The 15,032-nt window shown below is 65.1% G+C and carries 12 protein-coding genes; 8 read left to right on the forward strand and 4 right to left on the reverse strand.

Annotation, left to right across the window (positions count from 1 at the left end; translation table 11 throughout):
* The first annotated feature begins 20 nt into the window (after positions 1 to 20).
* The gene (locus U5822_RS03825; protein ID WP_322854300.1) at positions 21 to 2,459 is read left to right on the forward strand and encodes an EAL domain-containing protein; all 2,439 of its coding nucleotides are present in this window, start codon (positions 21 to 23) and stop codon (positions 2,457 to 2,459) included.
* Between the two features lie 14 nt (positions 2,460 to 2,473).
* On the opposite strand, the gene argH is transcribed toward U5822_RS03825, so the two are convergent.
* Positions 2,474 to 3,883, reverse strand: a complete 1,410-nt coding sequence (argH, locus tag U5822_RS03830) for an argininosuccinate lyase (RefSeq protein WP_322854301.1) — start codon at positions 3,881 to 3,883, stop codon at positions 2,474 to 2,476.
* Positions 3,884 to 3,984: 101 nt separating this feature from the next.
* Here argH and U5822_RS03835 point away from each other — a divergent pair, with 101 nt between their 5' ends.
* The 6 genes from U5822_RS03835 to U5822_RS03860 all read left to right on the forward strand — a co-directional run bounded on the left by U5822_RS03835 (position 3,985) and on the right by U5822_RS03860 (position 10,024).
* Positions 3,985 to 5,049 carry a sensor histidine kinase gene (locus U5822_RS03835; RefSeq protein ID WP_322856880.1) on the forward strand — a complete coding sequence of 355 codons (1,065 nt, stop codon included), beginning with the start codon at positions 3,985 to 3,987 and terminating at the stop codon, positions 5,047 to 5,049.
* Positions 5,050 to 5,058: 9 nt separating this feature from the next.
* Positions 5,059 to 5,820, forward strand: coding sequence for a LytR/AlgR family response regulator transcription factor (locus U5822_RS03840; protein ID WP_322854302.1), 762 nt, complete (start codon positions 5,059 to 5,061; stop codon positions 5,818 to 5,820).
* Between the two features lie 95 nt (positions 5,821 to 5,915).
* Positions 5,916 to 6,857, forward strand: a complete 942-nt coding sequence (gene hemC, locus U5822_RS03845) for a hydroxymethylbilane synthase (RefSeq protein ID WP_322854303.1) — start codon at positions 5,916 to 5,918, stop codon at positions 6,855 to 6,857.
* Positions 6,838 to 7,641: a uroporphyrinogen-III synthase gene (locus U5822_RS03850; protein ID WP_322854304.1), complete on the forward strand. Its 804-nt coding sequence runs from the start codon at positions 6,838 to 6,840 to the stop codon at positions 7,639 to 7,641. Before hemC ends, U5822_RS03850 begins: the two co-directional genes overlap by 20 nt.
* A gap of 17 nt (positions 7,642 to 7,658) precedes the next feature.
* Positions 7,659 to 8,786 carry a uroporphyrinogen-III C-methyltransferase gene (locus tag U5822_RS03855; RefSeq protein WP_322854305.1) on the forward strand — a complete coding sequence of 376 codons (1,128 nt, stop codon included), beginning with the start codon at positions 7,659 to 7,661 and terminating at the stop codon, positions 8,784 to 8,786.
* The gene (locus U5822_RS03860) at positions 8,783 to 10,024 is read left to right on the forward strand and encodes a heme biosynthesis HemY N-terminal domain-containing protein (protein ID WP_322854306.1); all 1,242 of its coding nucleotides are present in this window, start codon (positions 8,783 to 8,785) and stop codon (positions 10,022 to 10,024) included. Before U5822_RS03855 ends, U5822_RS03860 begins: the two co-directional genes overlap by 4 nt.
* Before the next feature lie 35 nt (positions 10,025 to 10,059).
* Here the strand turns inward: U5822_RS03860 and U5822_RS03865 are convergent, their stop codons facing one another.
* The 3 genes from U5822_RS03865 to rho form a co-directional block, all read right to left on the reverse strand.
* Positions 10,060 to 11,052, reverse strand: coding sequence for a 2Fe-2S iron-sulfur cluster-binding protein (locus U5822_RS03865; protein ID WP_322854307.1), 993 nt, complete (start codon positions 11,050 to 11,052; stop codon positions 10,060 to 10,062).
* 13 nt (positions 11,053 to 11,065) lie between these two features.
* On the reverse strand, positions 11,066 to 12,553 hold the full coding sequence (ubiD, locus tag U5822_RS03870) for a 4-hydroxy-3-polyprenylbenzoate decarboxylase (protein ID WP_322854308.1): 1,488 nt from the start codon (positions 12,551 to 12,553) through the stop codon (positions 11,066 to 11,068).
* 257 nt (positions 12,554 to 12,810) lie between these two features.
* Positions 12,811 to 14,073 (reverse strand): transcription termination factor Rho, encoded by a 1,263-nt coding sequence (gene rho, locus U5822_RS03875; protein WP_322854309.1) that lies wholly within the window; start codon positions 14,071 to 14,073, stop codon positions 12,811 to 12,813.
* A gap of 356 nt (positions 14,074 to 14,429) precedes the next feature.
* Between rho and moaB the strand changes: the two genes are divergently transcribed.
* Complete coding sequence (gene moaB / locus U5822_RS03880) at positions 14,430 to 15,002, forward strand: molybdenum cofactor biosynthesis protein B (RefSeq protein WP_322854310.1); 573 nt, start codon at positions 14,430 to 14,432, stop codon at positions 15,000 to 15,002.
* Positions 15,003 to 15,032 lie beyond the last annotated feature (30 nt).

The raw sequence follows: 15,032 nt of genomic DNA on the forward strand, positions 1-15,032 counted from the left end.
GAACCAGAGGCCCGCCCGTCGTGAAAGAATTCGTCATTCGCCGCTACCGTTCCGATCAGCCCAAAGGCTCGGAGCGCAGCACCCTGCTGCGCATCGACGACGAGGGCCTGGTGCTTCACGCCGACCGTCACGCCGAGGCGGTACTGGGCTTCGAGCCGACCGAACTCCAGGGCCGGCCGGTGCACCGGATCCTGGCCTCGCGCCAGGACGACCCCTTCGCCCCAACCAACCGTCACCGGATCGAGCGGGGCCAGGACGTCCTGGTCACTTTCCGCCACAAGGAAGGCTTCTTCTACACCGCGTGTCTGAGCCTGCACCTGGCCATGCGCGACTCCGACAAGGCCGCCAACGCCAGCATCTGCGCCCGCGACACCAACGCCATGGACGCCCGACTGCTGAAAGCGGTCGAGGACAGCACCGGCTCCGGTCTCTGGGAGCTGGACACCGGCAGCAATGAAATGGCCTGGTCCGAGGGTCTGTTCCGGGTTCTGGAACTGCGCCCGGACACCGACATCACCCCGGAACAGGCGCTGTTTTACTGCCAGCATGGCCAGGCCCGGGTCCGGGCCCTGTTCCGACGCTGCATCCGCACCGGGCGGGCCTTCAGCCTGGAACTGACCCTGTTGACCGCCCGCCAGAACCTGCGCCAGGTCCGCCTGCACGGGCGGGCCCTGAAGGCCGACGGACGCATCACCCGTATTGGCGGCACCCTGGTCGACCAGACGCCGCTGAGCCTGAAGGACCAGGCCCGGAGCCAGGCCGACCGGATTCTGGCGGCCACCACCCGAGCCACCCCGGACCTGGTCGCGGCGGTCGACCGCACCCTGACCCTGCTGCACTGCAACCAGCCGTTCCGCCAGCAGTTCGCCGCGGTGTTCGGTATCAGCCCGCAGACCGGCGACAACCTGAAAACCCTGCTGGCCGAGCACCCGAATGAACGCCGCCTGATCGAACGCCTCTGGCAGCGGGCCTTCGAGCGTGACAGCTTCGTGGTGGAAATGCCCCTGGCCCAGCAGAACCGGGAACTGCCGGTGTACGAATTTCATTACCAGCGGCTGACCAATCATCTGGGGGAGGTGTCGGGCGCGGTGCAGGTGGCCCGGGATGTCAGCCAACGGACCCAACCGGGAGCCAGCAAGGAATACCGCATCCGCCACGACCCGGTGACCGGCCTGATGAACCGCCGGGCCTTTCTGGCCCGCCTGCTGCGCACACTGGAGCAGAAAACCCACCGGGAATCCTGCGACAGCCTGCTGTATCTGGATCTCGACCAATTCGAGCGCTTCAACGACCGGGTCGGCAGTGGCACCTGCGACCGCTACCTGCGGGAACTGGCCGGCAACCTGGGCACCCGGGTACGGCAACGGGACGCTCTGGCCCGGCTGTCCGGCGACACCTTCGCCCTGCTGATCGAGAACTGTCCCGAGCCCCGGGCGCGCAAGATCGCCGACGACATCCTGGCCCTGGTCCGCGAGTTCGAGTTCGAATGGCAGGGCGACACCCTGCAGACCACCGCATCCGGCGGGCTGCTGGTCATGGACCAGGACCTGCCCGGGGATCCGGAGCAACTGCTGCGCCAGGCTGCGGAACTGTGCCACACCGCCAAGACCTCGGGTCGCAACCGCATCCACACCGCCCGAGCCCTGGCCCGACACACCGACGACGCCACCGCCAACCATCAGGTGGAGCTGATTCGCCAGGCCCTGGACCGGCAGCAGTTAACCCTGCTGTACCAACCCCTCCGGCCCATCGCCAGCGTGACCTGGGGCGACCACATCGAGATCCTGTGCCGGGTACCGGGCGACGGCGACGAGCCGCTGCGGCCGGAGCAGTTCCTGCCGGTGGCCGAGCGCTTTGATTTGGCCAAGCGCCTGGACCGTCAGGTGATCCGCCAGGCCATCGACTGGCTCGGTCGCCAACGCCTGCTCGAGCCGCGCCTGAAGTACTGTGGTTTCAACCTGTCCCTGGCCAGTGTCCTGGACGAGACCTTTGCCGAGTTCATGGAGGGCGTAGTGCGGGACAGCCGGTTCGATCCGAGCTGCTTCTGTCTGGAGATCCGGGAGGCCCACGCCACCCAGTACCCCGATGATGTGGCGGTCCTGTGCGACGCCCTGCACCGGGTCGGGTGTCGGGTGGCCCTGGACGGTGCCGGAGCCTCGGTGGAGAGTTACAGCCTGGCGGCGACCTTGCCGGTGGACATCATCAAGTTCGATCGGCGCACCATGCAGCACCTGGAACACGACCCGGTGCAGCAGGTCATGGTCGAAGCCCTGCACCGGATCGCCGAGGTGGCTGGCAAACAGACGGTGGCCACCTTCATTGAGAGTGACACCACCCTGGGCAAGGTCCGGACCCTGGGCATCCACTACGGTCAGGGCTTCCGGCTGGCCCGGCCACAGCCGCTGTCAGAGCTGGCGCCGGCCGCGGTCGACCTGAGCACCGGGCGCATCGGCGGCTGACCGGGGCGGCCGGATCAGCCCAGCAGCTTGCGCGCCCGCGCCACCGCCGCGCGCACCTGAGCCGGTGCGGTGCCACCCAGGTGATCCCGGGCCTGGACCGAGCCTTCCAGGGTCAGGACATCGAACACATCCTCGCCGATCACATCCGAGAACTGCTGCAGTTCGGCCAGGGTCATGTCGGACAGGTCGCGCTCCTCGGCCACGCCGAAGGCCACGGACTTGCCGACAATCTCGTGGGCATCGCGGAAGGGCACGCCCTTCTTGACCAGGTAATCGGCCAGATCGGTGGCGGTGGAGAAACCACGCTTGGCCGCCACCCGCATGTTGTCGGCCTTCGAGCGAATGGCCGGGATCATGTCGGCGTAGGCTTTCAGGCAGCCCTTGACGGTATCGACGGTGTCGAACAGCGGTTCCTTGTCTTCCTGGTTGTCCTTGTTGTAGGCCAGCGGCTGACTCTTCATCAGGGTCAGCAGGCTGATCAGATGGCCATTGACCCGGCCAGTCTTGCCGCGCACCAACTCGGGCACATCCGGGTTCTTCTTCTGGGGCATGATCGAGGAGCCGGTGCAGAACCGGTCCGGCAGGTCGATGAAGTCGAACTGGGCCGAGGTCCAGAGCACCAGTTCCTCGCTGAAGCGGGACAGGTGGGTCATCAGCAGCGCCGCAAAGCTGCAGAATTCGATGGCGAAATCCCGGTCGCTGACCGAATCCAGCGAGTTCTCGGTCGGCCGGTCAAAGCCCAGCAGGCGGGCGGTCATGGCACGATCGATGGGGTAGGTGGTGCCGGCCAGGGCGGCCGCGCCCAGGGGCATGACGTTGACCCGCTTGCGACAGTCCTGCAGGCGCTCGCCGTCGCGCACCAGCATCTCGTACCAGGCCAGCAGGTGATGACCAAAGGTCACCGGCTGGGCGGTCTGCAGATGGGTAAAGCCGGGCATGATGGTGTCGGCTTCGCGCTCGGCCAGCTCCAGCAGGCCCAGTTGCAGGCGCTTGAGCTCCTCGGCGATGACGTCGATCTCGTCGCGCAGGTACAGGCGGATATCGGTGGCCACCTGGTCGTTACGGCTGCGACCGGTGTGCAGCTTCTTGCCAGTGATGCCGATGCGGTCGGTCAGCCGGGCCTCGACGTTCATGTGCACGTCTTCCAGGCTCACCGACCACTGAAAAGTGCCGGCCTCAATGTCAGCCTTGACCCCGTTCAGGCCCTCGATGATGGTGTCGCGCTCTTCCTCGGTCAGCACACCCACCGCCGCCAGCATGGTGGCGTGGGCGATGGAGCCGGTGATGTCATGATGGTACAGACGCTGATCGAAGCCGACGGAGGCGGTGAACCGCTCCACAAAGGCGTCGGTGGGTTCGCTGAAGCGTCCGCCCCAGGGTTTTTCGGAGGTTGCGGCCTGGTCCGGCTTGTTCTGATCCGTCATGGTCTATCTTTCCTGCTGACAGCCCGGCATCATCTGGCGGGAATTGGGTACATTGAACGAGGCGGGAGTATAGCATTCTGACCGTTGTAAAGGAGCCACCCCTGCTCACCGACCAGGGCGCGGGTACCAGCGATTTCTTTGTGCCGGACCTGTGCCGGGTCCGGGCCGTGTTCCTGCTGCTGGTCACCAGCGAGTTGCTGGTACTGGTGCTGGCCATCGTCCAGGCCGAGGCGGGCTGGATCGACTGGAACTATTTCGGCCTGCTGTCGCTGTTCGTGCAATGGACCACCCTCACCAGCGCCGCGCTCATCTGCCTGCTGCGGCAACGGCTGGCGCGCCTGTCGGTGGCCCGGGCCAGTCTCAGCATCGTGGCCATCGTGCTGCTGGACGTGCTGGCCTTCAGCCTGTTCGCCGACAGCGTGCTGCACCCCCAGCCCGGGATCGCGGTCTGGCAGGGCATTGCCAAGAAACTGCTGCTGGCGCTGCTGATCGTGCTCATGGTGCTGCGCTACTTTTACCTGCAGCACCAGTGGCAGCAACAGCGCGAGGCCGAAATGCAGGCCCATCTGACCGCGCTGCAGGCGCGGATCCAGCCCCACTTCCTGTTCAACAGCATGAACACCATCGCCAGCCTGATCGCGGTGAATCCGGACAAGGCCGAGGACGCGGTGCTCGATCTGTCGGAACTGTTCCGGGCCAGCCTGCGCACGTTTGACCAGCTGATCCCCCTGGCCCGGGAACTGGATCTGTGCAAGCGTTATCTGGCCATCGAAGCCCTGCGCCTGGGCGACCGGCTGACCCTCGACTGGCAGATTGGCGCCGGCCTGGAGCACCAGGCCATCCCGCCGCTGACCCTGCAGCCGCTGGTGGAAAATGCCGTGTACCATGGCATCCAACCCCGGCCGGAGGGGGGTACCGTGCGCATCGAAGCCCAGGCCCGGGGCAATTTCGTATACTTGCTGGTGCAGAACCCGAAGCCGGACCAGAATGATCGCCAGCACGAGGGCAACCGCATGGCCCTGGCCAACATCCAGCTGCGATTGCAGGCGCTGTTCGGCGAGCCCGCGGTACTGAAGCACAGCCACCAGAACGACATTTACACCGTGACCCTGCGCCTGCCGCGCCAGAGCGCCAATGGCCGGGGCAACGCACGCACAAGGACCTGATTGCACGCCATGTCCACCAGCGCCACCACCACCCGCAGCATCCTGATTGCCGACGACGAGCCGCTGGCCCGGGAGCGGCTGCGGCGGCTGGTGGAGGCGCTCCCCGGCTACCGGGTCTGCGGCGAAGCGGCGGACGGGGACACCGCCCTGAAACAGGTGGCGGCGCTGGAGCCGGACGTGCTGCTGCTGGACATCCGCATGCCCGGCATGGACGGCATGGAGGCGGCCACCCAGCTGGAGAAACTGACCAACCCGCCGGCCCTGATCTTCTGCACCGCCTACGACCACTACGCCATCCAGGCCTTCGACGTGCGCGCGGCCGCCTACCTGCTGAAACCGGTGCGACGGGAGGCACTGGCCGACGCCCTGGCCCGCACCGGCCGGATCAACCGGGTGCAACTGAAGACCCTGACCGACCTGAGCGAGAACGACGGCGAACAGATCGCCGTGCGCACCCACCGGGGCACCGAGCTGATCGATTTGGCCGACATCCAGCACTGCGAAGCCGACCAGAAGTACGTCACCCTGCATCACAGCCACGGCGAAACCGTGTGCGATTACACCCTGAAAGAACTGGAAACCACCTACCCGCGCCAGCTGCTGCGCATCCACCGCCATACCTTGGTTGGGGTCCGCTACATCCAAGCGCTCAAGCGCACTCCGGATGGCCAGAATCTGGTGGTGCTGCGGGACAACCGGGGGCAGTTGCCGGTCAGCCGACGCCACGCCAGCAACGTGCGCCAGTGGCTGCAGGAACACCGCCCGGGCTAGCCCGGCCCCTCGGCATCCCCCGACATCCACCGCGGGACATTTTCGCCGTCACAAGGTAACCTTGGCGGACATTTTTAACACCGGCAGTGAGTGTCATGTCCAAACGAACCCTTCGCATCGCAACCCGCAGCAGCGCCCTGGCGCTGTGGCAGGCGGAATTCATCAAGGCCGAGCTGGAGCGCCTGAACGACAACGTGGATGTGGAACTGGTCAAGATCAAAACCCAGGGCGACAAGATCCTCGACGTCCCCCTGGCCAAGATCGGTGGCAAGGGTCTGTTTGTGAAGGAGCTGGAGGAAGCGATGCTGGACGGCCGCGCCGACCTGGCGGTGCACTCCATGAAAGACGTGCCGATGCATTTTCCGGACGGTCTCGGCCTGGTCGCCATCTGCGAGCGGGAAGACCCCACCGACGCCTTTGTCAGCAACCACTACGACACCGTCGATGCCCTGCCCCAGGGTGCCGTGGTCGGCACCGCCAGCCTGCGCCGGGAAGCCCAGCTGCGCGCCTACCGGCCCGACCTGCAGATCCGGGTCCTGCGGGGCAACGTGAACACCCGCCTGGCCAAGCTGGATGCCGGCGAGTACGAGGCCATCGTGCTGGCCAGCTCCGGCCTCAAACGCCTGGGCTTCCACGACCGCATCCGCTACTGCCTGCCAGACACCATTTCCCTGCCGGCCGTGGGCCAGGGCGCCCTCGGCATCGAATGCCGGCTGGACGACCGCGAACTGCGGGACATGCTGTCGGCGCTCAATCACGTCGACACCTGGGATCGGGTAAGCGCGGAACGGGCCCTGAACCGGCGCCTCGAAGGCGGCTGCCAGGTGCCCATCGCCGCCTACGCCCTGCTGGAAGATGACGACACCCTCTGGCTCCGGGGCCTGGTTGGTGCCGTCGACGGCAGCCAGATTTTCCGGGTCGAAGGCCGGGCACCCCGGGCCGAAGGCGAACGCCTGGGCCGGGAACTGGCCGAGGACCTGCTGGCCCTCGGTGCCGACAAGGTGTTGGCCGATATCTATGGCCACACCCCACGCTGAGTCGCCCGACCTGAGCGGCCGGCGGGTCCTGATCTGCCGGCCCGAACCCGAGGCCTCACGCCTGGCCCGGAGTTTCATCGACGCCGGCGCCGAAGCCCGGGTCCTGTCCCTGCTGGAGCGCACGCCGTTACCGGAAACCCCGGAGCGGCGCACCCTGATCCTCAATCTGGACCAGTTCACCCACGTCATCGCCGTCAGCCCCTACGCCGCCCGGCTGCTGCTGGATGAGCTGGATGCCTGGTGGCCGCAACTGCCCACCGGCATCCGCTGGTACGCGGTCGGGGCGGCGACCGCGAAAGTCCTGACCGACCATGGCCTGAGCGTGCGCCAACCGGCCGAGGGCTGGACCAGCGAAGCCCTGCTGGCACTGCCCTCCCTGGCCCGGGTCAGCGGCGAACGGGTGCTGCTGGCCCGGGGCGAGGACGGTCGCGAGCTGATCCGCGAGACCCTGGAAGCCCGGGGCGCCCAGGTCACCGCCCTGGCCCTGTACCGACGCAGCCAACCGGATCATTCGGCCGACACCGTCAACCAACTGTTCGGCCAGTTCGCCCCGGAGGCCATTGTCACCCTGTCGGGCGAAACCTTGAACAATCTCATCGCACTATGTGCGAATAGCGGCCATAATCTATACGATAGGTTATTGATTGTTCCCGCAGATCGGGTCGCCGAGCAGGCTCGCGTCGCGGGATTCGAACATCCGTGCATACCAGGAAGCCTTGCCGACAACGACATCGTGGCCACCGTTGCAGCGCAACTGAACGGCCGGGACGGTGGCTCCGAATAAGCCAAGTAAGGACGCCCGTGACTGAGACAACAGACCAACTGCCCGCCACCCTCACCCCGGAACCCGCCAAACACCAGAAACTCTGGCCGGTCTGGCTGATTGCCCTGCTGGCACTGGCGCTGGCCATTGCCCTGGCGCTGTGGAGCTGGCAACAGTGGAACAATCACCAGTCGCTGCAACAGACCCTGCAACAACTTCAGCAGGACACCTCGCAACTGGAGGATCTGTACGGTGATCGGGGCAGCCAGCAGGCCCAGCGGCTGCAGAGTCTGGAACAGAAACTGGCGGCCCAGCGCGAACTGATTGCCACCCAGCAGCGGCAGATCGACCACAACGCCCGGGAACTGCTGGAAGCCGGCAACCGGACCCGGACCGACTGGCTGCTGGCCGAGGCCGAATACCTGCTGCGCATCGCCAACCAGCGCCTGCAGATCGAAAAAGACATCCGCGGCGCCCTGTCCGCCCTGGAAGCCGCCGACGAAGTGCTGAACGAGTCCGACGACATCGGCGTCTATCCGGTGCGCCAGCAGCTGGCCAAGGAAATCCTGGCGCTCAAGGGCATCGCCGGCGTCGACCGCACCGGCCTTTACCTGAAACTGGAAGCGGCCATCGACAGCGTCCACCAACTGACCGACCAGGCCCTGATCAACGGCCAGGGGCCAGGCTTCGGCACCGCAGGCACAGGTGGTGATGGTGACACAAGCGCCGCCGACAATGCCCTGGTCGAGGCCTGGGGCGACTTCAAGACCACCCTGAAACAGGTGGTGGTGGTGCGGCGCATGGACGAGCCGGTCAAACCCCTGCTGTCGCCGGACCAGAGTGCCTACGCCCGGCTGAACCTGCAGCTGATGCTGGAAGAGGCGGAAATGGCGGTACTGCGGGGCAACCAACCGCTGTATCAGCGGGCCCTGACCAAAGCCAGCGCCACCATCCAGGACTGGTACGACGACAGCAATCCCCGGGTGCGGGCCATCGCCACCACCCTGGACGAGCTGGCCGAGCGCGACGTGGATCCGACCCTGCCGGACATCAGCCAGTCCCTGGGCCTGCTGAAAGAACGCCTGGCCGGCCGACTGGCCGCCAACAACGGCAACCAGGGTGAAGCCCCGGCGGGCAATCAGGGCAACGGAGGCGACGATTCATGATTCGCCTGCTGCTCATCATCCTGCTGGCACTGCTCATTGGCACCGGACTGTCGCTCGGACTGCAATACGACCTGGGCTACATCCGCGTCAGCCTGGGCCACTACCTGATCGAAACCAATTTCTGGGTCGGCCTGGCCCTGCTGGTCGTGACCGTGATGCTGATTCTGGCCGCCATCGGCCTGATTCGCCGGTTTCGCCGGGGCACCGGCCTGGTCGCCGGCTGGATCGCCCGGGGCAACGAACGGCGGGCCCGCCGGCGCACCACCCAGGGCCTGCTGGCCCTGGCCGAAGGCAACTGGCCCCGGGCCCGCAAGCTGCTGACCTCGTCGGCGAGCAACGCCGACACCCCGCTGATCAACTACTTGGCGGCGGCCCAGGCGTCGTTTGAATCCGGCGACCACGACTCGGTCGACGACCTGCTGCGCAAGGCCTTCGAAAGCACCCCCGGCTCAGACCTGGCGGTGGGCATCACCCAGGCCCAGCTGCAACTGGCCGGCAACCGCCTGGAGCAGGCCCTGGCCACCCTGATCCGCCTGCGCAAACAGTCGCCCCACCACCCGTTCGTGCTCAAGTTGCTGAAGAATACCTACCTGCGGCTGGAGGACTGGCGCGAGTTGTCCAAACTGCTGCCGGAACTGCGCAAGCGCAACGTGCTGCCGGAGGAGGAATTCCACGATCTGCAGCGCCTGGTCTGGCACAACCTGCTGGAGAGTGCGGCCGAGGACTGCCGGCGCCAGCGCAAGGAAGACGCCACCGCCTCCCTGGAGCCGCTGACCCGGCTCTGGGACGAATTGCCGGGCTACCTGCGCAGGGACGAGCACACCATCCGCGATTACGCCCGGCTGCTGGCCGATTTGGGCGACGAGGCCCAGACCGAAACCCTGCTGCGCAAGGTGCTGCGCAATCACTGGAGCGACGAACTGATCAATCTGTACGGACGCATCGAGGGCCAGCGCCCGGACGAGCAGTTGCTGCTGGCCGAGCAATGGCTGAAGGATCGCCCCAACAACCCGGAGCTGTTGCTGGCCCTGGGCCGGCTGAGTTTGCGCAACCAGCTCTGGGGCAAGGCCCGGGAATACTTTGAAACCAGCCTGCGGCTGCGTCGGAGCCGGGAAACCCTGGCGGAATTGAGTCGACTGAATGCCCACATGGGCGAGGAAGAACTCAGCATCAAGCTGATGATGCAGGGCCTCGCCAACGACAACGGACTGCCCGAACTGCCGATGCCAAAAGCCTAGGAGAGACGGGGCCGACCGGCCCCTCTTGGGCCGGATCAGGCCCGGGGCGCGTACTCGAGCACGTCGGAGAAGAACGCGGCCTGGGGCAAACCGGCCTCCACCAGAGCGTCCATCAAGGTGTACACCATGGTCGGAGAACCGCTGGCGTGCACTTCCACATTATTCCAGTCCATGCCCGACGCCAGCACCGCACGCACCAACTGGTCGTGGTGGCCGCCCCAGTCGTTGTCCTCGTCGTCGCCCACCACCGGCAGGAAGGTGAAGCCCGACCACTCCTGCTGCCACTGCTGGGCCATGGAGCGCAGGTACATGTCCTCGTGGCGCCGAACGCCCCAGAACAGCTGCACCGGGTGATCGTAGCGGGTGCCCCGCAGGTAATCGACCAGACTCTTCATCTGGGCGAAGCCAGTACCGGCGGCCACCAGCAGCAGCGGCTTGTCCGGTGCCGCGGCCAGGCAGGCCTTGCCATGAGGCAGTTGCAGGGTAACCTCGCCGCCGGCCATCAGGGCATCCATGACCTTCTGGGCCGACACCCACTCAGGCGATGCCTGGATGTGCAGCTCAATGCGCTCCTGGGACGGCGCGCTGGCGATGGAGAAGTAGCAGGGGTCAGCGTCCGGCAGCACCACCGACAGGTACTGACCGGCGTGAAAGCTCAGCTCCCGCCGTCGCGGCAACTGCAACTCCACGCGATACACGTCGTGACTGATGGAACGCACGTCCACCACCTTTGCCTGAAAGTTGCGAGGCTGAATGTCTCCGGCTGCCATAACGGCGTCTATCTCCAGTTCAAGGTCACCAAGCGCCTGGCTTCTGCACAGCATCAGGGACTCGCCGACCGCTATCGTCTGTTGGTTTCGGGTATTGAGGACCGGGCCGGCCAACAGGCGCGCTTCGCACAACTCGCACACGCCGTTGCGGCAGGCGGACGGTACCTGGACGCCGGCGGCGCCAGCGGCACTCAAAAGGTCATCGCCATCACCGGCCACCACAGTCAGGCCGGCCGGTCGCAGGACCACCCGATGCATCGATCTGCCCCTATCAATCGGGGCGATCGGGGCCAGTTTCAATCCCCAGGCGATCCCACATGGCATCCACCCGCTGCTTGACCTCGTCGGTCATGGTGATTGGCTCGCCCCACTCGCGGTCGGTCTCACCCGGCCACTTGTTGGTGGCGTCCAGGCCCATCTTGGAGCCCAGACCGGACACCGGCGAGGCAAAATCCAGGTAATCGATGGGCGTATTCTCCACCAGGGTCGTGTCCCTGGCCGGATCCATACGCGTGGCCATGGCCCAGATCACATCCTTCCAGTCCCGGGCATTGACGTCATCGTCGGTGACGATCACGAACTTGGTGTACATGAACTGACGCAGGAACGACCATACCCCCATCATGACCCGTTTGGCATGGCCGGGGTACTGTTTCTTCATGGTCACCACTGCAAGCCGGTAGGAGCAACCCTCAGGCGGCAGATAGAAATCCACGATTTCCGGAAACTGCTTCTGCAGGATCGGAATGAACACCTCGTTCAGCGCCACCCCAAGAATCGCCGGCTCATCGGGCGGGCGACCGGTGTAGGTGCTGTGGTAGATCGGGTCCTTGCGATGGGTGACCCGCTCCACGGTGAACACCGGGAACTGATCGACCTCGTTGTAATACCCGGTGTGATCCCCGAACGGGCCTTCCGGCGCCATGTCGTCCGGATAGATAAACCCTTCCAGCACAATCTCGGCACTGGCCGGCACCTGCAGATCACTCAGCCCGGCCTTGACCAGCTCGGTCCGACTGCCCCGCAGCAACCCGGCAAAGGCGTACTCCGAGAGGCTATCGGGCACCGGCGTCACCGCGCCCAGAATCGTTGCCGGATCGGCGCCCAGCGCCACCGCCACCGGATAGGGCTGGCCCGGATTGGCCTTCTGGAACTCCTGAAAATCCAGCGCGCCGCCGCGATGACTGAGCCAGCGCATGATCAGCCGATTGCGACCAATCACCTGCTGCCGGTAAATGCCCAGGTTCTGCCGCTCCTTATGCGGCCCGCGGGTAATCACCAGCGGCCAGGTCACCAACGGCCCGGCATCCCCCGGCCAGCAGTGCTGCACCGGGATCTGGTACAGATCGACCTGATCCTTCTCCAGCACCACCTCCTGGCACGGCGCCGAGCGCAGCACCTTGGGGCTCATCCGCATCACCTGCCGGAACAGCGGCAGTTTCTCGATGGCGTCCTTGAACCCCTTGGGCGGATCCGGCTCCTTCAGAAACGCCAGCAGCTTACCGATGTCCCGCAGCGCGGTGACATTGTCCTGCCCCATCCCCAGTGCCACCCGTTTCGGCGTGCCGAACAGATTGGCCAGCACCGGCATGTCATAGCCCTTCGGATTCTCGAACAGCAACGCCGGTCCACCCGCCCGCAAAGTACGGTCGCAGATTTCGGTCATTTCCAGGTGGGGGTCGACTTCAACCGAGATGCGCTTCAGTTCGCCCAGCCTTTCCAACTGGTCGATAAAGTCTCGCAGGTCGTTGTATTTCATCGCGTACTCCGAAGGTTTCGGGCTTTGTACGGGTCTGGGTAGCTAACGGATGCCTTCCGTGACCGAAGCAGGGAGGAAGGTCGGGGCGCGAACCGGTCACCGTCAGTGCCGGGCCTTCGCGTCCCGGACTGTGTCTTGCCAGGGATGGCAAGACCAAGCCTACAGGGACGTATTAACGGCGTGTCCGGGACGCGAAGGCCCGGCACTGGCCACTCCGGAGCCAGACGCGCAACGGCGCCTGCTCCGGACCAGGCCTATCAACGACGCTTCATCGACTGGAAGAACTCGTCGTTGGTCTTGGTGTCCTTGAGCTTGTCGAGCAGAAACTCGATGGCACCAATGTCGTCGTCCATGGAGTGCAACAGCTTGCGCAGGATCCACACCTTCTGGATATCCGCCTCGCTCATCAGCAGGTCTTCGCGGCGGGTGCCGGAGCTGCGGATGTTGATGGCCGGGTAGGTACGCTTCTCGGCGATCTTACGATCCAGGTGCACTTCCATGTTACCGGTGCCCTTGAACTCCTCGTAGATCACCTCGTCCATCTTGGAACCGGTGTTCACCAGCGCGGTCGCCAGGATGGTCAGGCTGCCGCCTTCCTCAACATTACGGGCGGCACCGAAGAACCGCTTCGGCTTTTCCAGAGCGTGGGCGTCAACACCACCGGTCAGCACCTTGCCCGAGGACGGGATCACGGTGTTGTAGGCGCGGGCCAGACGGGTAATGGAGTCCAGCAGGATCACCACGTCCTTCTTGTGCTCGACCAGACGCTTGGCCTTCTCGATCACCATCTCGGCGACTTGCACGTGACGGGCCGGCGGCTCGTCGAAGGTGGAGGCAATCACTTCGCCGCGCACGGTGCGCTGCATCTCGGTGACTTCCTCCGGACGCTCGTCGATCAGCAGCACCATCACATGGCACTCCGGATTGTTGCGGGTGATCGACTGGGCGATGCTCTGCATCAGCAGGGTCTTACCGGCCTTGGGCGGGGACACGATCAGGCCACGCTGGCCCTTGCCGATCGGCGCCACCAGGTCCAGCACCCGCGAGGACAGGTCCTCGGTACTGCCGTTGCCGGCCTCCAGCATCAGCCGTTCTTCCGGGAACAGCGGCGTCAGGTTTTCAAACAGAATTTTGCTGCGGGCGTTGTCCGGCTTGTCGAAGTTGATCTCGTTGACCTTCAACAGCGCGAAGTAACGCTCGCCGTCTTTCGGAGGCCGGATCTTGCCGGCGATGGTGTCGCCGGTGCGCAGGTTGAATCGACGAATCTGGCTCGGGGATACGTAGATGTCGTCAGGACCGGCCAGGTAGGAGGCATCGGCAGAACGAAGGAAGCCGAAACCGTCCTGCAGAATTTCCAGTACGCCGTCACCGTAGATGTCTTCGCCGCTCTTGGCATGCTTCTTCAGAATCGTGAAGATCACATCCTGCTTGCGCGAACGAGCCAGGTTATCGAGGCCCATCTCTTGCGCAATATCGAGCAATTCGGGCATGGATTTCTGCTTGAGTTCAGTTAGATTCATAGTTTGTTGGATTTTCAGGAATGGAAGTAAACGAATAATGGGATGACAGGGGTGCCCCTGAACGGGTTGATCAAAAGTTAACGTCGTTGAACTTGTTGCTGGCCAGATGGAGCAACCGGGTAGATGGAGTCCGGATTAAATAGGGTCTGAAGCCAGAGAGTGGAAACAACCGCTTCCCGGGCAACAAGGATCATCGACCACCTCACTGGCGAATGTCAAGTAAACTGCCCAAATTAACACCACTTCCCGGCACAGCCGGGTGACTCGCGCCCTGACCGGGCCGGCCCTTCCAATCCCCGGCCGTGATCCGGATACTTGGCAGACCAGTATCTATCGAAGTTTACGGAGACCACACCATGGGCATCGACCTGAACGGCGAATTCAAGCCCCTCAACATCGCCCTGCTGACCGTGTCGGACACCCGCGGCCCGGATCAGGACACCTCCGGCCAGTTTCTAGCCGACAGTCTGCTGAAAGCCGGCCATCAGCTGGCCGCCCGCCGCATCCTGCCGGACGACGTGTACCTGATACGCGCCCTGGTCGCACACTGGATTGCCGACCCGGGCGTGCACGTGGTGCTGATCACCGGCGGCACCGGCTTTTCGGAGCGGGACAGCACGCCGGAAGCGGTCGCGCCGCTGCTGGACAAGACCATTGACGGCTTTGGCGAGGAGTTCCGGCGCCAGTCCGCCGCCGAGATCGCCAGCTCCACCATTCAGTCCCGGGCCTTTGGCGGCCTCTCCAACCACACCGTGGTCTTCTGCCTGCCCGGCTCCACCGGGGCCTGCCGCACCGGCTGGGACGGCATCCTGCGCAACCAGCTCGACAGCCGCCACAACCCCTGCAACTTTGCCGGGCTGGTGCTGCGCAAGCCGGACAAACCCCTGCACCGGGTCAACGAAGCCATCGTAACCCGGGCACCCAACTGAGCCCATTGCCGAACCACCGAGGAGGACCGC

This window comes from Marinobacter qingdaonensis, assembly GCF_034555935.1.
Lineage (GTDB): Bacteria > Pseudomonadota > Gammaproteobacteria > Pseudomonadales > Oleiphilaceae > Marinobacter > Marinobacter qingdaonensis.